Origin of the sequence: Bacillus gobiensis (assembly GCF_001278705.1) — a bacterium.
Lineage (GTDB): Bacteria > Bacillota > Bacilli > Bacillales > Bacillaceae > Bacillus > Bacillus gobiensis.
Genome location: NZ_CP012600.1, coordinates 1,500,129 through 1,520,927, shown reverse-complemented (window position 1 = coordinate 1,520,927; position 20,799 = coordinate 1,500,129). Strand labels below are relative to the sequence as shown.

The window sequence follows — 20,799 nt, the reverse complement described above, 5'->3', positions numbered from 1 at the left end:
GTATATAATATTAAAAAATATTGATCAATCTTCGGGGCAGGGTGAAAGTCCCTACCGGCGGTGATAAGCATATTGCTTTAAGCCCGCGAGCCTTTTTTTTCGGGCAGGATTCGGTGAAATTCCGAAGCCGACAGTATAGTCTGGATGGGAGAAGATGGAGGTTCATTCGTTTAAAATGGAACATTTTAGACGTTTATTTGATCTGCTGTCGATTCAACCCCGTTTATTACAAATAAACGGGGTTTTAGTGTCGCAGTCAGATGGAACATTTCCACTTTTCGAAGGAATTGATCGAAAAGGAGAGAAAAAATTGAATAAGAGCAATGTCAGGCAATTAGTCGTCACAAGTATGTTGAGCAGTATCGCATTTGTTTTGATGATGTTAAATTTTCCTTTTCCAGGATTGCCAACCTATTTAAAAATTGATTTTAGCGATGTTCCTGCAATTCTCGCTACTTTGCTATACGGACCTGTTGCGGGTATTGTGGTGGAAGGGATAAAAAATATATTGCATTACATTTTTCAAGGATCCGGGGTTCCGATCGGGCAGGCAGCCAATTTTATTGCCGGAGTCCTGTTTATTCTGCCGGTCGCATTTATATATAAAAGGCTGCAGAACACTAAGGGGATTTTGTTCAGCCTTTCTGTCGGTACGCTGATTATGACCGTTGTCATGAGCGTATTAAATTACTTTTTGATTTTACCCGCTTATACTTGGTTCTTTGATTTCCCAGTCTTGTCGTCAGATGAATTAAGAACTGCTATAGTCGCTGGTATCTTACCTTTTAATGTCATTAAGGGGCTGATTATTACAATCCTATTTGCCATTATCTTTGCAAATATGCGCCCTTGGATTATGAATCAGCGAAAAGCTTTTAAATAATAAAGAAGCATCCTGGTCTTTAAGATCAGGATGCTTCTTTATGTTTAAAAATAAAACTTCCAAGTATGGAAGTTTTATTTTATTCGTATTTAAGCGGATCTCCTTCAAAAGGTTCGTCCGCGACTTTAATTGATTCCGTCGGGCATCCTTCAAAAGCATCCATCATATCTTCTTCTAAAACTTCAGGAACCTCTACAACCCCTTTATTTTCATCGAGTGTTACATATGCGATTCCTTCATCATCGTAGTCGTAGATATCAGGTGCTGCCGCTCCGCAAGCTCCGCATGCAATGCAGGTATCTTTATCTACAATTGTATATTTCGGCATGATTTATAACCTCCCTAGCTGTTCAATATCGAAATAAAGGGTTTCATTCGAAAATTATCAATTTTAAACCCATTCTTCATTACTTATTCTATAGGTGTTATTGTTTTATTTCAACATTTTCCTAAGGGAAAAGTGATTTCGTCACCTATCTCTATATCCTTTTCCCAGACGAATAGACAATAAACCTTATCTTTCTACGAAAATCTGCTAAAATATAGACAGGATAAGCTAAAATAAGGCAGGTGGTTTCATGTCTGTTGACTATCTTGACCTTCTCATAATGGACTGCATCAGCGCCTTTCAAAATGAAAGGTCAGGAAGCGCCATCTATCATTTATTAAAAGGAAAAAAATCCTCGCAAACGATACAAGATGGTAAATTGTTTTCTTTAGCTAAATATAGAGGTTTATTTCCTGCCATATCGCCAATAGAGTTTCATGAAAGGCTTTTGAAATTGCATAGAATTGATTTTATCATACATCATGAAGCTGTCGATTCCTTCAGTTTAACTAAGGAGGGTATTGAGTCCGTAAATACAGGCTTTATAAAATCTCCATGGCCGCGTTTTCTGCACGGTGCCCATTATCATCAAGCCGCTAGAGTTTTTTGGAGCAGATTGTCACTTATGATTCAGGTTCTTTCTAATTATTTGAACGAAAGACGTTCGTATATCCCCATATCCTCCGACCACAAGATTAGAGAGTGGGTGAAGAAGCATTTAAAAGATCAAGGCCGTTTGGATCATTTTGCAGAAGCTTTATATAAAGAGCTGGAGGAAATCCTCCTGCAACAAGGAGAAAAAGAAGCGGAAGTTTTTGTGTATTCTTTAACATCCGCTCATCGTGTTGGCTGGACCCATCGTCAGCTGGCAAATCGGTTCAGGGAAGATTACTGGTATATTTACGCACTATTTTGGAATGTCATACATTATATTATTCAAACGTCTTCAAAAAGTGAAACGCCAATATTAAACGAGATGCTCTCTGAATATTCGATGAGAAATTTTTTAACTGCTTCTTCTAGAAAAACGTTGCTCATGTTAAAGCAGGGGGTTACAATATCTGAAATTGCAGCTGCAAGAAGCTTAAAGACTGCGACTATCGAAGATCATGTTGTTGAGATTGCGATTCATGACCCTTTTTTCTCAATTGACCCATTTCTCTCAAAAGGCGAATTAGATATCATAACAACATGCGCTGAAAAGCTTCGAACGAATAAGCTTAAGCGGATAAATGAAAGTCTGAACGGGAAATTCAGTTATTTTCAGATTCGATTAGCTTTAACGCAAAAGGTGAACCAAAATGAATAATTTATACAGAGTATTGCAGGAACACACGGGTTATAAGTCGTTTCGGAAAGGGCAGAAGGAGACGATTCAAAGCATCCTGGAGCAAAAAAATACGATAACGATGCTGCCTACAGGCGGAGGAAAATCATTATGCTATCAGCTTCCCGGATATCTTCTTGAAGGAATAGTTATTATTGTTTCCCCGTTGCTTTCTTTAATGGAGGACCAGATTACCCAGTTGAAAATGAAAGGCGAAAAAAGGGTAATTGGTTTGAATGGATCGATTACCCCAATGGAGAAGCAAATGGCGTTAAATCGTTTAGAACGATATAAATTTGTTTATGTAACACCAGAAATTTTGCAATCAAAAGCGATCATTGCTAAATTGTGCACTGTAAACATCAGTTTATTTGTTGTGGATGAAGCTCATTGCATATCTCAATGGGGGCATGATTTCCGTCCGGATTATTCAAAGCTTGGGGAAATTAAGGCGGTTTTGGGAGACCCCGTATGCTTGGCATTAACTGCTACAGCAACCAAGGAAACAATAAGTGATATTACTCGTCTTTTACGGCTTAAAGACACGAACTATCATATTTATTCAGCAGACAGGCCAAACATTTCTTTTAAAATAGAAGAAACGGAACATGCGGAGAATAAAATAAAGAAAACGATAAAGCTGGTAAAACGGCTGAAGGGACCGGGCATAGTTTATTGTCCGACGAGACAGTGGGCAGAAGACCTTGCTGATTTGATTCGTGAAGAATGCGGCTGTTCAGTCGATTTTTATCATGGAGGTATGGAAACGGAGACAAGGGCTTTAATCCAGCAGCAGTTCTTATCAGACCAATTGGATGTTATTTGCTGTACGAACGCATTTGGAATGGGAATTGATAAACCAAACGTCAGGTATGTGCTGCACTTTCAATTGCCCCAAACCGTAGAAGCCTATTTGCAGGAGGCTGGCAGAGCCGGTCGTGATGGAAAACAAAGCCTTGCAGTTTTGTTTCGGTCACCGGGTGATCTTGAACAGCAGATAAATCTTATTCAAACGGATCATTTAACTGAAAATGAAATTAAATTAGGCCTAAAGTTTCAAAATGAGAGCGGGAACAACAAAAATATGATGATCGAGAGCTTGTTTGAAGCTGATTTATCAGAAACGAAGGTCCGTTATTTGTTCCATCTTTTGAGCAAGTACAACGATGTAAATGAAGAAAAAGAACATATGATTATCAATGAGGTAAAAGAACGGCAGCAGTATAAGCAACAAAAGCTATTTGCATTTGTACGGCTGATCGAAAAAAAGAATTGTTTTAGGGACTCTTTGCTTTCCTATTTTGGTGAGACGCAGCACAGACAGCATGAACGTAAAGGATGCTGTTCCTACTGCGGGCTCGATGAGAGCGTGTTTATTCAAGACAACAGCAGCAAAAAGGAAGAAAAGGCAATGCAGCATTGGAAAGTGGAGTTGAACCATATTTTTAATAAAAAAAGTGGCATACAATGTTAAACAAACAAAAAGAACTCGTTACACGGCTGTCAGACAAGGAGCTGCTAAGACAGCTTTACTTGACCCAGTTGATCATGCTTGTAATAGCAAGCAGTTTGGGCTTCTTTCTTTTTCCAGACCTGCATTCTTTTCTTGCGTTATGGAGCTTGTCCGACATGCGAATCGTTACGTACGGGGCAGCTACAGCAGTGCTCGTCATTTGTATCGATTTTGCAGCTATGCGCATTTTTCCGGAACATATGTTAGACGATGGGGGCATCAATCAACGGGTTTTTGCAAAAAGATCTGTTCCGCATCTGCTTTTGCTTACTCTTACGATTTCCTTTACTGAAGAAATTTTATTCAGGGGGATCATCCAAACGAATTTTGGGCTGTGGGCTTCAAGTATTCTGTTCGCAATCTTGCACTTCAGATATTTGGAAAAAGCCGTATTATTTATTATGGTAGTTGGCGTCAGCTTTCTTTTGGGCCTTGTTTATCAATGGACTGACAATCTTTTCGCCCCTGTGGCTGCACATTTTATGATCGACTTTGTTCTTGCATTGTACATACGTTTTCAATATGTCAGGAGGGATCTTTATGACAACCATGTCAAGAGTGGAGAGAAAAAAACAGAATAAAAATCCTGCCATTACTGAGGAATCAACCGACAATTCAACTGTAAATGCCGAACAAGGTACCGAACAAGGGCTTCCAACCAGGCAATCCTTACGTGAAAATAAACAAAACAAAAAAGGATCGTATCCTTTGCTTACAGCTATGGCAATCATCTTTTTTTGTATACCTGTTCTTGTTTGGATCGGCTTACGTTTCTTTGAAGTCGGTCCAGCATCGAACAATCAATTAGATGAATACGAGTACGAGGAAAAAGGCGATCGCAGTTCGATGCAGATGCCTGATTCATCTAATGAAAACACGGAAGAAGTGAGACAGGCATCTTTACCGGAAAATGAGGAATCACGAAGTGTTGAGCAAAATAGGACGAATGCAAAGGGTAATTCTTCCCAAGGAAAAAAGGAAGCAGCCAATAAAAAATCAGCAGAGAAAAAAACAAATATTATTCAACATACGGTAAAAGGGAAAGAAACGCTTTACAGAATATCCATGAAATATTATAACAGCCGTAATGGTGAAGAACTGATCCGTGAACATAATCATCTTAACGGAAATGAAATACACAGCGGGCAGGTCCTTGAGATCCCTGTTCAGGAGTAGCATAATAGACGATTCTTTTCATACATTGTACTAAGACTATAGGACAAGGTGTGAAAATATGCCGATCATTCTTAGCGATGCGGATAAGTTTGTAGATGAACCTACAAGAAAGATGCTCGAAGCGTTAATAAAAAGGAAACAAAAATTTGAGCAATTTAAAAAACATGTCCTCCGTTGGAGAATCGTCTGTTTCGTTTGCTTTTTCATTTTTTGCATCACCTTATACTTGAAATCCGGCCAATCCGGATCTATCCTTTATTATTTATTTAGCGACAGCACTTCGATATTCTGGATCTTAGCGATCGCTTTTTCGTATAGCGCATCCTTTTTCTTCCATAAGAAAGAGGATAAGGCAGAAAACGAATACCATAAGCTAAGATGTGAAATTATTCAAAAAAGCCCGGATTTATGGCCGCTGCCGCAAAAATGGGAAACTAGAGAAACGGTATATCGCATCATGAAGGAATCATATGATATCAACTTGTATTTTGAAAGCAAATAGATCGAAGGCTTTATGAATGCTGTATGTTTTACGAAAGACAGGAGTGGATGTTTTTGATCGCGATGGAGCTGCTGTGGGCTATTGCACTTATCATCATTGCAGTGAGTTATTTTCTATACAGAAAGATGTTTAAGCTTGCCAAAGAAAATCGATTGATTAAGAATGTCTTTCAGATCCATAAAAAAGACTTTACGAAGCAGGTAAACATCTTTTTTATATCAGATATTCATCAACGAGAGATCAGTGATGAATTCATTAATGACATCGGAAAAGAAAAAATAGACCTTGTAATCATCGGCGGAGATCTAGCTGAAAAAAATGTGCCTGATTCACAAATCGATGACAATTTAAACAAGCTCTCTTCATTGGCAAAAACTCTTTTTGTATGGGGAAATAACGACTATGAAGTAAATCAATCCTTTCTGTTTTCAGTCCTTAAAAAATACGGGATTACTGCTCTTCGTAATGAATCCTGCATTTTTAAGAAAGAAAAACAACTAATCAATCTTGTCGGTATTGACGATATAAAGGAAGGGATTCCGGATTACCCAAAATCGATACAAGGGCTTGATACCAATCATTTCACCTTGCTAATTTCCCACAATCCGAAGGTGCATCAACAGATAGAACCAAACGACGGGATCGACCTGATATTGAGCGGACATACCCATGGAGGCCAAATACGAATCGGTCCCATCGCCAGGTATGCATTAGGAGGAACAGGGAAAATTAATAGCACTGATTTTCTCATTAGCAATGGATACGGTACATCTAAGGTTCCGTTAAGGCTGTCAGCTCCGCCGGAAGTACATTTTATCCAGTGTGTTCCAGTTTATGAAAAAAATGATCTATGGGAAGAAAAGCAACAATAGTGCTTGTCTTCCTTTCCTTCACAGTGTAAACTGAATACAAAATTATGAACCTATAGATTTGTATTTCATATAATACAATAGGATGTTAGAAGAGGCAGGAGGGAATGTTATGCGGCTTGAGCGTCTGAACTACAATAAGATTAAAATCTTTCTTACACTTGATGATCTGACTGACCGGGGGTTGACGAAAGACGACCTTTGGAAGGATTCATTTAAAGTCCATCAATTGTTTAAAGATATGATGAATGAAGCAAATGTAGAGCTCGGCTTTGAGGCGAATGGACCAATTGCAGTCGAAGTTTATTCTCTCCAGGCTCAAGGAATGGTTGTTATTGTCACCAAAAATCAAGATACAGATCATGATGATGACGATTATGATGATGATTATATTGAAATGCAGGTCAAACTTGATGAAAATGCTGACGTCATATATGAATTCCAGACATTCGAAGACGTCATTCAACTTTCCAAGAGTCTCCACAGAATGGGAATTAACGGAGGAAGTGTATACCAGTTTAATGGAATTTATTTTCTCTGCTTAGACTTTTTCGCCGATAATCCAGTCGAACGGATTGTTGCAATTCTGGCTGAGTACGGCAGTCCTGCAACGATTACTATTTATCGTCTAGAGGAATATGGAAACAAAATCATGGATGGAAATGCAGTAGAAACGATTCAAATGCATTTTCAGTGATTTCGAATAAATTTTGCGGCCCGATAGTATCGGGCTTTTTCACATTGCTCAGTGCGAAACAGCTAAGAAATGAACTAAATCATCAAGCTAAAGTCACTTCAATTTTTTGTGAAAAATCAACGGTTTCATCTTTGCATACACAAACGGAACGTGTATACTAATGTCTGAAAGGCAAACAAGCGACTAACATGAAAGCTCTAGGAGGTTAACTTAATGGTAACCGTTCAAAACACAGGCCAAGCAGAAGAAGATCAAGATGATGTGTTGAAATCTACTCAAACGGTGATACATAAGGCCTTAAATAAATTAGGGTATCCTGATGAAATGTATGAATTATTAAAAGAACCTCTCAGACTGTTAACGGTTAAAATACCGGTTCGAATGGATGATGGTTCTGTGAAGATATTCACAGGCTACAGGGCTCAGCATAACGATGCGGTTGGGCCGACAAAAGGCGGTATTCGTTTTCACCCGAATGTAACTGAAAAAGAAGTTAAAGCGCTTTCGATCTGGATGAGCTTAAAGTGCGGCATCGTCGATCTTCCATATGGCGGTGGAAAAGGCGGGATCGTTTGTGATCCGAGAGACATGTCCTTTAGGGAATTGGAACGTCTGAGCAGAGGATACGTTCGCGCGATAAGCCAAATCGTCGGTCCTACGAAGGACGTCCCTGCTCCGGACGTATTTACTAATTCACAAATTATGGCGTGGATGATGGATGAATATTCAAGAATCGATGAGTTTAACTCACCTGGATTTATTACCGGGAAGCCGCTCGTATTAGGCGGGTCCCATGGCAGGGAATCTGCGACTGCCAAAGGCGTTACCATTTGTATAAAAGAAGCTGCAAAGAAAAAGGGGATACCGCTAAAAGGAGCAAAAGTCGTCGTCCAAGGCTTCGGCAATGCTGGCAGCTATCTAGCGAAATTTATGCACGAAGCAGGAGCAAAGGTTGTCGGTATTTCTGATGCGTATGGCGGACTTTATGATCCTGACGGCTTGGATGTTGATTATCTTCTTGATCGAAGAGACAGCTTCGGCACTGTGACAAAGCTGTTCAATGATACGATCAGCAATAAAGATTTGCTTGAATTGGATTGCGATATTCTTGTGCCTGCTGCGATTGAAAATCAAATCACGAAAGAAAATGCCCATCAGATCCGGGCACAAATTGTCGTAGAGGCAGCTAATGGACCAACGACGTTAGAAGCAACGAAAATCCTTTCTGATAGAGATATTCTGCTTGTGCCAGATGTTCTCGCAAGTGCAGGAGGAGTGACGGTTTCTTACTTTGAGTGGGTTCAAAACAATCAAGGCTTTTATTGGACGGAAAAAGAAGTTGAAGAAAAACTCGAAGCATTGATGGTCAAATCGTTTAACAATATTCATGAAATGGCGAAAAACCGCCGGATCGACATGCGTCTGGCTGCATATATGGTCGGAGTAAGAAAAATGGCTGAAGCCTCGCGTTTCAGGGGCTGGATTTAACCTTTTTAGGATTTGCAACCAAAATGGAAATCTCCTATCATTAGATAGGAGATTTTTTTCGATATTGAATATATAAAGCCCATGCGAACAGGAGTGGAATATATGAAGCACGAAAAAGTAATCATTGTTGGCGGGGGTCCGTGTGGTCTTTCAGCAGCGATTGAACTACAAGCGAAGGGAATAGATTCACTGGTTATTGAAAAGGGAAATATTGCAAACAGCATTTATCAGTATCCTACCCATCAAACATTTTTTAGTACAAGCGAAAAGCTGGAGATCGGCAACGTAGCCTTCATTACAGAAAACAGGAAACCGGTCAGAAACCAAGCGCTTACCTATTATCGTGAAGTCGTGAAGCGAAAAAAAATCAAGGTGAATTCCTTTGAAAAGGTTGAATCGGTGGAGAAAACCGAAGACGGCAATTTTCTGATAACAACAGATAAAGAGAAATATCAAGCCGATTTTTGTGTTGTGGCAACTGGTTATTATGATCAGCCGAACTACATGAATATTCCCGGTGAAGATATGCCTAAGGTATTTCATTATTTTAAAGAAGCACATCCTTTTTTTGATAAAGACGTCGTTGTGATTGGCGGGAAAAATTCGAGTGTTGATGCAGCCTTGGAATTAGTAAAATCTGACGCAAGGGTAACAGTCATCTACCGGGGAAGCAGTTACTCAAAAAGTGTGAAACCTTGGATCCTTCCTGAATTCGAATCTCTCGTGAATAAAGGAATAATCAGAATGGAGTTCGAAGCTGTTGTCAATGAAATTAAAGATGATCAAGTGTCCTTTTACTCATCAGAAAAAGGGCTTCAAGTTATTAAAAATGATTACGTCTTTGCTATGACAGGCTACCACCCGGATCACAGATTTTTAAGACGGATGGGAATTGGAATCAACATCGAAAGCGGAAAGCCTATGTTTAACGAAGAGACAATGGAATCGAATGTCGGCGGCATTTTTATTGCCGGAGTCATAGCTGCCGGAAACAATGCCAATGAAATATTTATTGAGAACGGCAGATTCCACGGCGGTCTAATAGCTGAAGAAATTGCAAAACGTATCTAACCGGGCGATGGGTCTATCAGCAGCTCGAGCAGTACGTTAACTGTTTCAATTGCAAATCTTGAAGAGGCAACTAATTAACAAAACGACTCATATGATTGTTATTCATTGAAGAGATATGCTGATTATGTGTGCCTTTTTCAAAAATCAGGAATAATTCGTTTCCAACAACTTGTGATCATGATACGATTAAGCAAGAGTATATAATGGGAAAGAGGTCTCATCATGGTTGCAATTATTTCGGCGGGCATAGCGCCTGGAATTGCACTTTTGCTTTATTTTTATTTAAAGGATCAATATGATACCGAACCAATACATATTGTGATTCGTATGTTTATTTTGGGTGTACTGCTCGTTTTTCCGATTATGTTCATCCAGTACGTGTTAGAACAAGAAAATGTGGTCACAAACAAGCTACTGCTCTCCTTCTTATCGTCAGGTTTGCTTGAAGAATTTTTCAAATGGTTTCTATTGATGGTTGGCATTTTTCAGCATGTTGAATTCGATGACCATTATGATGGAATTGTTTATGGGACAAGCATTTCACTGGGCTTTGCTACCTTGGAAAATATTTTATTTTTGGTAGGCCACGGTTTGGAGTATGCTTTTACGCGAGCTCTTTTGCCAGTTTCAAGCCATGCTCTATTTGGCGTAATCATGGGATTTTACATAGGAAAGCTGAAATTTTCCGAAAAAAAAGCACGGAGAAAGTGGCTTATTCTCTCACTTGGCCTACCGGTAATTTTACACGGATTTTATGATTATATTTTACTAAGTTTAGAAAATTGGCTCTATCTAATGTTGCCATTTATGTTTTTTTTATGGTGGTTTTCCCTTCACAAAGCAAAACAAGCAAGAACAATAAAAGCCATTCCCTCAGAAAAATTTTGAACTGCCCATTGCGGCAGTTTCTTTTTTTTGCCAACCTTTTCTGGACCAAACTGTGAAGCATTTTAAGCAATGATTCTAAATCTGGTATAAAAGTTAGCTTCCTACAGAAAATAGGAGTACAAACTTTCATACAGGAGGAGCCGCTATGGAATCAAGAGGATTTTATTATAAACCCTTTATTTTTGCAGGAGTAATACTTTTGTGTCTTGTACTTTTCAGTTCAGAAAAAAGCTATGCATTCTCTAACCAGGTAATTCAGAGGGGGGCGACTGGTGAAGATGTAGTTGAACTCCAAGCAAGGCTTCAGTACAACGGATATTACAATGGGAACATAGACGGAGTGTTTGGATGGGGAACCTATTGGGCTGTCCGCAACTTTCAGGATCAATTTCAAATTGGCGAGGTTGATGGTTTAGTTGGAGAAAAGACAAAGCAAAAGCTTATCTCCAAAACGAAATATTATGAGGGGTTTGTAAGAGAACAGCTTGAAAAAGGCAAAAAATTCACACATTACGGAGGAATGCCGTTAAAATATCAAACTGGCCCTTCAGCTGAAGCAAGAAGGCAGGCCAGAAAAAAAGCAGAAGCAAGGCAAACACTTCCGGACGAACAAAAAAAGCCAGCTCAACAACAAGCAAAGCAAAACAAGAAGCAGCCTGCTGCTAAGAAGAAAGTGAAACCGGTAGCAGCAAACAGGGCTGGAGGATACTCTCAAAATGATATTCGATTGCTCTCTCAAGCGGTTTACGGAGAAGCGAGGGGTGAGCCATACGACGGTCAGGTTGCCATCGCCGCTGTAATATTAAATCGTCTGGACAGCCCTAATTTTCCTGATACCATTTCAGGTGTTATATTCGAGCCGCTGGCTTTTACAGCTGTTGCAGACGGGCAAATTTATATGGAGCCGGATAAAACGGCTAAGGAAGCTGTGATGGACGCCATTAATGGCTGGGATCCATCAGAAAATGCTACCTATTATTTTAATCCGGATACAGCGACCAATCCATGGATATGGGGAAGACCCCAAATCAAACGGATAGGGAAACATATATTCTGCGAATAAATCAGCGAGGTGAGAAAAAATGATAAGAGGGATACTAATCGCAATACTTGGAGTAGCCGTTATTGGAACCAGCTATTGGGGGTATAAGGAACACCAGGAGAAGGATGCTGTCCTGTTGCATGCGGAAAACAATTATCAGCGCGCGTTTCATGACTTGGCCTATGATATGGATCAGCTTCATGATAAAATCGGAACTTCTTTGGCGATGAACAGCAAAGAAAATCTTTCGCCGGAATTAACTGAGGTGTGGAAGCTGGCATCTGAGGCCCACAGCAGTGTCAGCCAGCTGCCGCTTACGTTAATGCCCTTTAATAAAACAGAGGAGTTCTTATCGAATATAGGGAATTTCAGCTATCAAACAGCGGTAAGAGATCTCGCAAAAGAACCTTTAAATGATAAAGAATACAATACGCTAAAGCAGCTTTATTCAAATGCCCAAGACGTTCAGAATGAATTAAGAAACGTCCAGCATCTTGTGATTGATAATAATTTAAGATGGATGGATGTTGAATTGGCTCTGGCTTCAGGCGAAAAACAAGGCGACAATACAATCATTGACGGATTGAAGACGATTGAGAAAAATGCAGATTCGTTTGCCGAGACGGATACAAGTAATGACAATACTACTACAAAGCAGAGAGAAAAAGGTTTTCAGCACTTAAAAGGCGATCAGATTTCGGAGTCTGACGCTAAGAAAATCGCCCAAAAATTTGCGCCGGATCAAAACTCTGATTTCACAATCGCAAAAAGCGGGAATAAAACGAACCGGGACGTATACAGCTTAAGTATGAATGATGAAAAACACGGGACAAATATTTATATGGACGTAACCCAAAAAGGCGGATATCCGGTCTATTTGATCCAAAACCGTGAAGTCAAGGATCAGAAGCTGAGCTTGAATGATGGTTCTAACAAAGCATTGAAATTTTTGAAAGACAACGGCTATGAAGCAACTGATTTTGTTCTGGATGAAAGCGAGCAATATGATAATATCGGCATTTTTTCATATGTGCCAGTGGAAAATGATGTTTTGTTGTATCCAGATACGGTACGAATGAAGGTTGCATTGGATAACGGTGAAATTGTCGGATTCTCAGCAAGAGATTTTCTAACAAATCACAGGAAAAGAAATCTGCCAAAACCGAAACTGTCCCTTGAAGAAGCAAAGAAAAAAGTGAGCGGAAATGTACAAATACAAGACAACCGGCTAGCCATCATAACCAATCAAATGTCCGATGAAGTTTTATGCTACGAGTTTTTTGGAACGATCGATAATGACACCTATCGCATGTTTATCAATGCAAATACAGGCATAGAAGAGAAAGTAGAAAAATTAAAAAATGCAGAACCGATATATTAAGGGATTTTGTGGGAAAAGACAACAAGAGTCTTTTCCTTTTTTTTATTCCGTGCTTTAATAATAGGGGTGTGTATTTTCGACAAGGGAAGAGTGATTATTTTGCTGGTTGTAGGAGATGTTTTGCTTTTAGAAAGCTATGATTCCGAAAACCCCCGTCCTCACGTATTAAAATGCAAGGTGGCAAAAATTGCTGAAAAAGAATTGCACATTACATACCCTATCGATCAAGTGACAGGAAGATCTAAATTTTTAATCAACGGCACAGATCTTGTCGTCACGTTTGTCACAAAAGAGCAAATTCCTTATCAGTTCACTTGCAAAGTGATAGGCAGATTGAAAGAAGAAATTCCTATGATTTCTTTAAGTTATCCGGGCTTTGAAGAGCTGGAAAAAATTCAGCGGCGGCAATTTCTTCGGGTAGATGCCCTTTTAGACATTGCAGCGTATCCTGGAAATCCAGAAAAAAAGCCTTTCACGACGATCACAGCAAACATCAGCGCAGGCGGATTATCGATGATCATTCCAGAGGAATACCGTTTTGACCTGGACGAACAGGTCGATGTCCATATAAATTTGCCTAACGATCAAGAAAAGCGCAGGCTTGTATCAGCAGCTTCCCGAGTGAAAAGGCTGCAATGGGATGAGAAAAACAAGAAGAGAACCCTCTCGGTTGAGTTTTCAGACATTAGTGAAGACCATCAGCAGCTTCTGATGAAATATTGCTTTCATCATCAAATTGAATTAAATCTAAAAGGATTGGCTGAATAATCGGGCAGCAGCACTCCCATACTAGAAAGATATGGAGGTGCATGGTGTGAAATCCATCGAACGGATATTATTTAAGATCGCAGTGGTGCACATGATTATGCTTGTCGGTATTCAGCTTCTGTTTCATTACGTGCATATTGAGCCATACGTTTCAAAGACCGTACGTTATGAAGGTGTGAATCAAATTAAAATTGAGGAATGGATTGAAACCTTTAAGAACTAAAGGTGCAAGAAGCAAGGAGTTGTATTATGGAAAAAAAATTATCAATCGCGATTGACGGGCCAGCAGCAGCTGGAAAAAGCACAGTCGCCAAAATTGTCGCAACGAAAAAATCATTTATATATATTGACACAGGCGCGATGTATCGTGCGGTCACATACGCCGCTATTAAAAATCAAATCGATCTGGCTGATGAAAACCAGCTTGCAGAACTGTTAAAAAGAACAACGATAGATTTGGTTGTTGAATCAGGCAAACAAAAGGTATTTGTAAACAATGATGAGGTAACAGACGAAATTCGGACTGATGAGGTCAGCAATCAAGTTTCACTGGTAGCAAAGCATGGACAAGTAAGGGAAAGCTTGGTAGCGAGGCAAAGAAAAATGGCTGAGCAAGGCGGAGTCGTAATGGATGGCAGAGACATCGGAACGCATGTGCTCCCTGATGCGGAAGTAAAAATATTTTTGCTCGCCTCAGTACAGGAACGTGCGAAAAGGCGATTTGAGGAAAATAAGAAAAAGGGATACGATGTCAATTATGATATACTAGTAGAAGAAATCGCCAAACGGGATAAACTGGACTCGGAACGTGAAATTTCTCCTCTTCGAAAAGCGGAAGATGCGATCGAAATCGACACGACCTCTTTGTCCATTCAAGAGGTGGCCGAGAAGATTCTTCAAATAGTAGATCATAAGTCATAGGTAATTATTCCAAATCTGGTTATCTTGTCTCAAAAATTGACCTCACTTCAGGTTTATCACTTGACAAAATCGGGCATTTATTAGAAGTTTATTATAAAGATTTTTCTAATTAAGCATTTATCAATTTCATAACTACATATTCGGCTGCCATGTATTGTGTGCAGTCCGTTTAAAAAAGCTTTGTAGGTTTGTACCAAGGAGGTATTGGAATGACAGAGGAAATGAACGAATTTGACGTTCAAGCACCAGAGGTTGGAGATATTGTTAAAGGTTTGGTTATTAAGGTTGAAGACAAACATGTAGACGTTGAAATTAGTAACGTGAAACAGAATGGTATTATTCCAATCAGCGAATTATCAAGTCTGCACGTAGAGAAGGCTTCTGATGTAGTCGCTATAGATGATGAGCTTGAATTGAAAGTTACAAAAGTTGAAGATGAGGCAATCATTTTATCGAAACGCGCTGTTGATGCTGATCGTGCTTGGGAAGACCTTGAGAAGAAATACGAAACGAAAGAAATCTTCGAAGCTGAAGTCAAGGATGTTGTCAAAGGCGGTTTAGTAGTGGATATCGGTGTGCGCGGTTTTATTCCTGCCTCGCTTGTTGAAGCCCATTATGTAGAAGATTTCTCAGATTATAAAGAAAAAACATTAACACTGATCGTAGTGGAACTCGATAAAGAAAAAAATCGAGTGATTTTATCCCACCGCGCTGTTATTGAGCAAGAACAAACATTAAAAAAACAAACCTTTCTAGAATCACTGGAAGCGGGTGCAGTTTTAGAAGGTAAAGTCCAAAGGCTGACAGATTTCGGAGCCTTCGTCGATATCGGCGGAATTGACGGCCTCGTGCATATTTCCCAGCTTTCACATTTCCACGTCGACAAGCCATCAGATGTCGTGGAAGAAGGTCAGGAAGTTAATGTTAAGGTATTGTCTGTGGACCGTGATAATGAGCGGATTTCTTTATCAATTAAAGAAACGTTGCCAGGGCCATGGAGCCAAATAAATGAGAAAGTGAAAAAAGGCGACGTCTTGGAAGGGAAAGTGCAGCGTCTTGTTTCATTCGGAGCTTTCGTTGAAATTTTGCCAGGCGTAGAAGGTTTGGTTCATATTTCTCAAATTTCCAATAAACATATTGGCACACCACACGAGGTACTTGAAGAAGGACAGATTGTGAATGTCAAGGTTCTCGATGTAAATGAAGAAGAAGAACGTATTTCTTTAAGCCTTCGTGAACTTGAAGAACCCGATAATAAGGAAGAAGAGGATTACCGCCAATACCAGTCAAAAGATGAAGGCAGCGGCTTTCAGCTTGGCGAAATGATCGGAGACAAGCTGAAAAAATTAAAATAATTTTCTTCGGATAAGATGGAAAACCTATAACTCTTATTAGTTGAATGATAAAAAGGCGGACTTTTATGTTCGCCTTTTTTTGTGTTCACCCAACTGGTTCGAGATTCGCCTGCTTTTTTAACACTTACTTTGAATTTTGCTCGATCCTGGTTGCACCATTCTTCTGAATGGATGGATCCCGATCTGACTCTACCCTGCGCTCGTTCTTCAATTTTTTTTCTTGCCTGTCTTTACCCATTTTTTCGCCCCCTTCTTCTTAAATGTATAGCTTAATACACCACTAGTTTTTCAAAAAATTTATAATGCCATTCATTCCGGTTTAAAATATGCCGGACTTTTCCATACTGAAGTGTGGAGGGTGAAGACGATTGGAAATGCTTTATTACTATTGGTCGATGTGGTTTCTATGGATTATTGCTACGTTTATATGGAAAAAAGATAACTTTCGATTTGTTGTATCCATCTTTCTATTAATTAATATCATTCTTAGTCAGATAACACTTCAAATTCATTTTCTTTTTAACGCTGCGTATTTGCTGTTTTATGCAACCGCCTTTTTTATTGCAGGGCGTTACCGATTTTATAAAAACGTAAGAAGTGTGATGCTTCATCTCTCCATCGTTTTCTCATACTGCTTTTTTATGCTGTTTGCATTATATGACCCGATTTGGTTCATCCTAAAACCGGAATGGCTGGTAACCGGGGTAACATTGATCATCGCTGTTTCGTTTGAGAAAAATCTGTTGGTCCGCCTGGGGACTTTTCTTGCCGGCATGTGCCAAGGAGAGCTGCTCTATTGGCTGATTATCCATCGTATATACGATGAAGCAATAATCGGCAGTTATATCTGGCTGTCTTGCAGCTCGGTGGGTATTGTTGCACTCTATGGAGTCTCTCAATTCGAATCGTTAAAAAAGCAAATTTCGCAACGAATGAAAAACATGGGAAAAGGGGTATCCAAAATGTCATGAGCAATTATGTATTCCCGATCATTTTAGGTACGGTTGCCGGGGTTGTGACGCGAATTATCATGCTCAGAACGGATTACAGGCAGTATCCATCGCATCTGCACGGGAAGATCATTCATATCGCTCTCGGATTGATCGCTGCAGGGCTTGGAAGTATCATCCTTCCTGCTTTACTCAGAGAGGAATTCACGGCAATCACGTTTTTGACGCTCGCTGCTTCGCAGTTCAGAGATGTACGGAATATGGAACGCAATACGTTAACACAGCTCGATTCCTATGAGCTCGTTTCAAGAGGCAGCACATACATAGAAGGAATCGCGATTGCGTTTGAAAGCAGGAATTACCTTGTCATTTTCACTTCTTTGCTAACAACTGCGTCATACATTTTTATATCAGTGTGGGCCGCAGTTGCAATCGCGCTTATCTGCTTTTTTTGCGCCGTAAAGCTAATGTCGGGAGCGACGTTAAAAAAGATCGTTGATATCAAATATGAAAAACCGCATTTTAAAGATTCCGGCTTGTATATTGACAATATTTATATCATGAATATTGGTTTGCCTGAGAAACAGGAATTAATATTAAAATATGGAATGGGATTTATATTAACGCCGAAAAATTTTAATGCAAAAACGACAATCGCGAATTTAGGGCAGCGGCAGGCTATTCTTTTCGATGTTTCTACCGTACTTGGGATCTACCGGGATTCCGGAGAACCAAGCCTGAGCCCGCTTGCTAAGCGCGATCTTGAGGATGGCAGGGTAGGAATATTTGTCCTGCCCCAAGTCCAGGAAATTGATGAAGCAATCAAAGTCATTGAAGATGTGCCTACTTTGGAGAATGCTATCAGAATGTCTACAGAACGTAAAAAAAACAAAAAGGTGATGACATGAGTGAATCACTTGAGAAGTATATCCTTGCTGTAGTAACAACAAACCATAAAAGGGTCATAGGTGGAACTGCTGTTTTTTTCTGCGAGAACGATGAGGAAATGGCGTTATACGCGAAAAACCTTGAGGCGATACTTGACGGGATTGCTCACGGAATTGGCGATGATTTGTTTTTAATCGTCAAACATTTTTAGCCCTTAGAGTTGTGATTTAAACAGGAATTGATATAATATATAAAGTTAAGCCCTTCTTGCCCTATAAGAGAAGGGTTTCTTTATTCGTGGCGAATCGCCGTTTGAAAGGAATGGTTCTATGGGTAAACCAGTCGTAGCCATTGTTGGAAGACCAAATGTAGGAAAATCCACAATATTTAACCGTATGGCCGGTGAACGAATTTCGATTGTTGAAGATACACCCGGGGTAACAAGAGACCGGATTTACAGCTCGGCTGAATGGCTGAACTACAGCTTTCACTTAATTGATACAGGAGGAATTGAATTAAGCGATGCACCGTTTATGGAGCAAATTCGCCAACAGGCTGAGATCGCTATTGATGAAGCGGATGTCATCGTATTTATGGTCAATGGACGTGAAGGGGTGACCTCTGCTGATGAAGAGGTAGCCAAAATCCTTTACCGTTCGAAAAAACCGGTTGTTCTGGCTGTAAATAAGCTTGATAATACAGAGATGAGAATGAATGCATATGATTTTTATTCTCTCGGCTTTGGAGAACCGTATCCGATTTCCGGGACACACGGACTTGGGATGGGGGATTTGCTCGATGCGATTGCTGAGCATTTCAAAAATATTCCCGATTCCAATTATGATGAAGATGTTGTTCAGTTTTGTTTAATCGGACGGCCGAATGTTGGGAAATCCTCTTTAGTGAATGCGATGCTTGGGGAAGACCGAGTGATTGTCAGCGATATCGCAGGCACCACTAGAGATGCAGTCGATACTGTGTTTACGTATAACCAGCAGGAATTTGTGATCGTTGACACTGCAGGAATGCGCAAAAGAGGCAAAGTATATGAAACGACTGAAAAATACAGTGTGCTTCGGGCATTAAAGGCAATTGAACGCTCCGAGGTGGTCGTTGTTGTTCTCGATGGAGAAGAAGGAATTATAGAACAAGATAAAAAAATAGCCGGCTATGCGCATGAAGCGGGGAAAGCCGTCGTTGTTGTCGTAAACAAATGGGATGCCGTTGAAAAAGATGAAAAGACGATGAATCAATTTGAAGAAAACTTTCGTGCTCATTTTCAATATCTTGATTATGCGCCTCTTCTCTTTATGTCTGCTCTTACGAAAAAGAGAATTCACACGTTGATGCCTGCAATTATTACTGCCGGCGAAAATCATTCCTTAAGGGTTCAGACAAATGTGTTGAACGATGTCTTAATGGATGCCGTTGCAATGAATCCGACGCCAACCCATAACGGCCAGAGGCTGAAGATTTTTTATGCCACTCAAGTGGCGGTTAAACCTCCAACATTTGTTGTGTTTGTTAACGATCCAGAGCTGATGCATTTCTCCTATGAGCGCTTTTTAGAAAATCGCATAAGAGATGCCTTCGGGTTTGAAGGGACGCCAATTAAAATCTTTGCGCGAGCCAGAAAATAAGAGAAATCGACAAAAGGTTGTGATCGTTCATGAAAACTATTTCAATGCTCGGCGCAGGCAGCTGGGGAACAGCACTGTCAGCGGTTCTTGCAGACAACGGGCATCAGGTCCAATTATGGGGCCACAGGCAAGAGCTTGTGGATCAAATTAATGACAAAAAAGAAAACTCGAAGTATTTACCGGGCGTAAAGCTATCTTCTCAAATCAATGCAACGACCGATTTGAAAAAAGCAGTCGAAAACAGTGATGTGGTAATCGTTGCTGTTCCGACAAAAGCGATAAGGGAAGTTTTGAAAAAACTTATTCCCCATATGCAGAAAGGGCTGCCATTTGTCCATGTGAGTAAAGGGATCGAGCCTGATTCTCTTCTCCGTATTTCTGAAATGATGGAAGAGGAACTCCCTGATCATCTGAGGGATGCGATCATTGTTCTTTCCGGACCGAGCCATGCTGAAGAGGTCGGGCTTCGCCAGCCGACTACGGTCACGGTATCGTCGAAGGACTTGTCTCAAGCCAGAAAGATCCAAGACTTGTTCATGAATCAAAATTTTCGGGTATACACCAATCCTGATATTGTTGGCGTCGAAATCGGCGGGGCGCTGAAAAATGTTATCGCTCTTGCTACAGGAGTCACAAACGGACTTGGGTACGGTGATAATGCAAAAGCGGCTCTTATTACTAGAGGCTTGGCAGAAATTGCCCGGATAGGAACGGCAATAGGCGCCAATCCGCTTACATTTTCAGGCCTTACGGGGATTGGAGATTTAATTGTGACTTGTACAAGTGTTCACTCCAGAAACTTGCGGGCCGGAAATTTGCTCGGGAAAGGGTATAAGCTGGAAGACGTGCTTGAACAAATGGGTATGGTCGTAGAAGGTGTCAGGACGACGAGAGCAGCCTTTCAGCTTTCTCAAAAAATGAACGTCAAGATGCCGATCACCGAAGCTCTGTACGGCGTATTGTTTAACGGCAGAAATGTGAATGATGCCGTAGAATCTCTGATGGCTCGCGGAAGAACACATGAAATGGAAGATTTGGTGAACATGTTCGAAAGCCAGATGAACAAATAAGAAACTTTTTAGAGAACTGGGCAAAAGAGGATACAATTGTCC

At 40.2% G+C, this 20,799-nt stretch carries 24 protein-coding genes and 1 riboswitch; of the genes, 22 read left to right on the top strand and 2 right to left on the bottom strand.

Annotation, left to right across the window (positions count from 1 at the left end):
- The first annotated feature begins 23 nt into the window (after window positions 1–23).
- Window positions 24–160, top strand: a riboswitch (FMN riboswitch).
- Window positions 161–310: 150 nt separating this feature from the next.
- Window positions 311–883: an ECF transporter S component gene (locus AM592_RS07435; RefSeq protein WP_225970382.1), complete on the top strand. Its 573-nt coding sequence runs from the start codon at window positions 311–313 to the stop codon at window positions 881–883.
- A gap of 79 nt (window positions 884–962) precedes the next feature.
- Here AM592_RS07435 and AM592_RS07430 read toward each other — a convergent pair whose 3' ends face one another.
- A complete protein-coding gene (locus AM592_RS07430) occupies window positions 963–1,211 on the bottom strand; it encodes a ferredoxin (RefSeq protein ID WP_053603204.1) in 249 nt (82 codons plus the stop codon).
- A 250-nt stretch (window positions 1,212–1,461) separates the two neighbouring features.
- Between AM592_RS07430 and AM592_RS07425 the strand changes: the two genes are divergently transcribed.
- The 16 genes from AM592_RS07425 (at window position 1,462) to rpsA (ending at window position 16,209) form a co-directional block, all read left to right on the top strand.
- A complete protein-coding gene (locus tag AM592_RS07425; protein WP_053603203.1) occupies window positions 1,462–2,520 on the top strand; it encodes a YpbB family protein in 1,059 nt (352 codons plus the stop codon).
- A complete protein-coding gene (locus AM592_RS07420; protein WP_053603202.1) occupies window positions 2,513–4,012 on the top strand; it encodes a RecQ family ATP-dependent DNA helicase in 1,500 nt (499 codons plus the stop codon). The genes AM592_RS07425 and AM592_RS07420 overlap by 8 nt, the downstream gene beginning before the upstream one ends.
- Window positions 4,006–4,632, top strand: a complete 627-nt coding sequence (locus AM592_RS07415) for a CPBP family intramembrane glutamic endopeptidase (protein ID WP_053603201.1) — start codon at window positions 4,006–4,008, stop codon at window positions 4,630–4,632. Before AM592_RS07420 ends, AM592_RS07415 begins: the two co-directional genes overlap by 7 nt.
- Window positions 4,592–5,227: a LysM peptidoglycan-binding domain-containing protein gene (locus tag AM592_RS07410; RefSeq protein WP_053603200.1), complete on the top strand. Its 636-nt coding sequence runs from the start codon at window positions 4,592–4,594 to the stop codon at window positions 5,225–5,227. The genes AM592_RS07415 and AM592_RS07410 overlap by 41 nt, the downstream gene beginning before the upstream one ends.
- Before the next feature lie 58 nt (window positions 5,228–5,285).
- Window positions 5,286–5,729: a YpbF family protein gene (locus tag AM592_RS07405; protein WP_053603199.1), complete on the top strand. Its 444-nt coding sequence runs from the start codon at window positions 5,286–5,288 to the stop codon at window positions 5,727–5,729.
- Between the two features lie 62 nt (window positions 5,730–5,791).
- On the top strand, window positions 5,792–6,601 hold the full coding sequence (locus tag AM592_RS07400) for a metallophosphoesterase (RefSeq protein ID WP_053606021.1): 810 nt from the start codon (window positions 5,792–5,794) through the stop codon (window positions 6,599–6,601).
- 109 nt (window positions 6,602–6,710) lie between these two features.
- The gene (locus AM592_RS07395) at window positions 6,711–7,295 is read left to right on the top strand and encodes a genetic competence negative regulator (RefSeq protein ID WP_053603198.1); all 585 of its coding nucleotides are present in this window, start codon (window positions 6,711–6,713) and stop codon (window positions 7,293–7,295) included.
- Between the two features lie 213 nt (window positions 7,296–7,508).
- Window positions 7,509–8,783 carry a Glu/Leu/Phe/Val family dehydrogenase gene (locus AM592_RS07390; protein ID WP_053603197.1) on the top strand — a complete coding sequence of 425 codons (1,275 nt, stop codon included), beginning with the start codon at window positions 7,509–7,511 and terminating at the stop codon, window positions 8,781–8,783.
- Window positions 8,784–8,885: 102 nt separating this feature from the next.
- Complete coding sequence (locus AM592_RS07385; protein WP_053603196.1) at window positions 8,886–9,854, top strand: YpdA family putative bacillithiol disulfide reductase; 969 nt, start codon at window positions 8,886–8,888, stop codon at window positions 9,852–9,854.
- 222 nt (window positions 9,855–10,076) lie between these two features.
- Complete coding sequence (gene prsW / locus AM592_RS07380) at window positions 10,077–10,742, top strand: glutamic-type intramembrane protease PrsW (RefSeq protein ID WP_053603195.1); 666 nt, start codon at window positions 10,077–10,079, stop codon at window positions 10,740–10,742.
- Window positions 10,743–10,887: 145 nt separating this feature from the next.
- A complete protein-coding gene (sleB, locus tag AM592_RS07375; protein ID WP_053603194.1) occupies window positions 10,888–11,805 on the top strand; it encodes a spore cortex-lytic enzyme in 918 nt (305 codons plus the stop codon).
- A gap of 19 nt (window positions 11,806–11,824) precedes the next feature.
- A complete protein-coding gene (gene ypeB, locus AM592_RS07370; protein WP_053603193.1) occupies window positions 11,825–13,165 on the top strand; it encodes a germination protein YpeB in 1,341 nt (446 codons plus the stop codon).
- Window positions 13,166–13,264: 99 nt separating this feature from the next.
- Window positions 13,265–13,933 carry a flagellar brake protein gene (locus AM592_RS07365; RefSeq protein WP_053603192.1) on the top strand — a complete coding sequence of 223 codons (669 nt, stop codon included), beginning with the start codon at window positions 13,265–13,267 and terminating at the stop codon, window positions 13,931–13,933.
- A 46-nt stretch (window positions 13,934–13,979) separates the two neighbouring features.
- Window positions 13,980–14,156 carry a YpfB family protein gene (locus AM592_RS24095; protein WP_098945209.1) on the top strand — a complete coding sequence of 59 codons (177 nt, stop codon included), beginning with the start codon at window positions 13,980–13,982 and terminating at the stop codon, window positions 14,154–14,156.
- Between the two features lie 26 nt (window positions 14,157–14,182).
- Window positions 14,183–14,854 (top strand): (d)CMP kinase, encoded by a 672-nt coding sequence (gene cmk / locus AM592_RS07360; protein ID WP_053603191.1) that lies wholly within the window; start codon window positions 14,183–14,185, stop codon window positions 14,852–14,854.
- 209 nt (window positions 14,855–15,063) lie between these two features.
- Complete coding sequence (gene rpsA / locus AM592_RS07355; protein WP_053603190.1) at window positions 15,064–16,209, top strand: 30S ribosomal protein S1; 1,146 nt, start codon at window positions 15,064–15,066, stop codon at window positions 16,207–16,209.
- 124 nt (window positions 16,210–16,333) lie between these two features.
- Here rpsA and AM592_RS23200 read toward each other — a convergent pair whose 3' ends face one another.
- Entirely contained in the window at window positions 16,334–16,447 is a 114-nt protein-coding gene (locus tag AM592_RS23200; RefSeq protein WP_082363835.1) for a YpzI family protein, read from the bottom strand.
- A 136-nt stretch (window positions 16,448–16,583) separates the two neighbouring features.
- Between AM592_RS23200 and AM592_RS07350 the strand changes: the two genes are divergently transcribed.
- From AM592_RS07350 to AM592_RS07330, 5 genes are all read left to right on the top strand, one after another.
- Window positions 16,584–17,180, top strand: coding sequence for a YphA family membrane protein (locus AM592_RS07350; protein ID WP_225970381.1), 597 nt, complete (start codon window positions 16,584–16,586; stop codon window positions 17,178–17,180).
- Window positions 17,177–18,067: a YIEGIA family protein gene (locus tag AM592_RS07345; protein WP_053603188.1), complete on the top strand. Its 891-nt coding sequence runs from the start codon at window positions 17,177–17,179 to the stop codon at window positions 18,065–18,067. Before AM592_RS07350 ends, AM592_RS07345 begins: the two co-directional genes overlap by 4 nt.
- Window positions 18,064–18,258, top strand: a complete 195-nt coding sequence (locus AM592_RS07340; protein WP_053603187.1) for a capping complex subunit for YIEGIA — start codon at window positions 18,064–18,066, stop codon at window positions 18,256–18,258. Before AM592_RS07345 ends, AM592_RS07340 begins: the two co-directional genes overlap by 4 nt.
- Before the next feature lie 118 nt (window positions 18,259–18,376).
- The gene (gene der, locus AM592_RS07335; protein ID WP_053603186.1) at window positions 18,377–19,687 is read left to right on the top strand and encodes a ribosome biogenesis GTPase Der; all 1,311 of its coding nucleotides are present in this window, start codon (window positions 18,377–18,379) and stop codon (window positions 19,685–19,687) included.
- A gap of 29 nt (window positions 19,688–19,716) precedes the next feature.
- A complete protein-coding gene (locus tag AM592_RS07330; protein ID WP_053603185.1) occupies window positions 19,717–20,757 on the top strand; it encodes an NAD(P)H-dependent glycerol-3-phosphate dehydrogenase in 1,041 nt (346 codons plus the stop codon).
- Window positions 20,758–20,799: the final 42 nt, after the last annotated feature.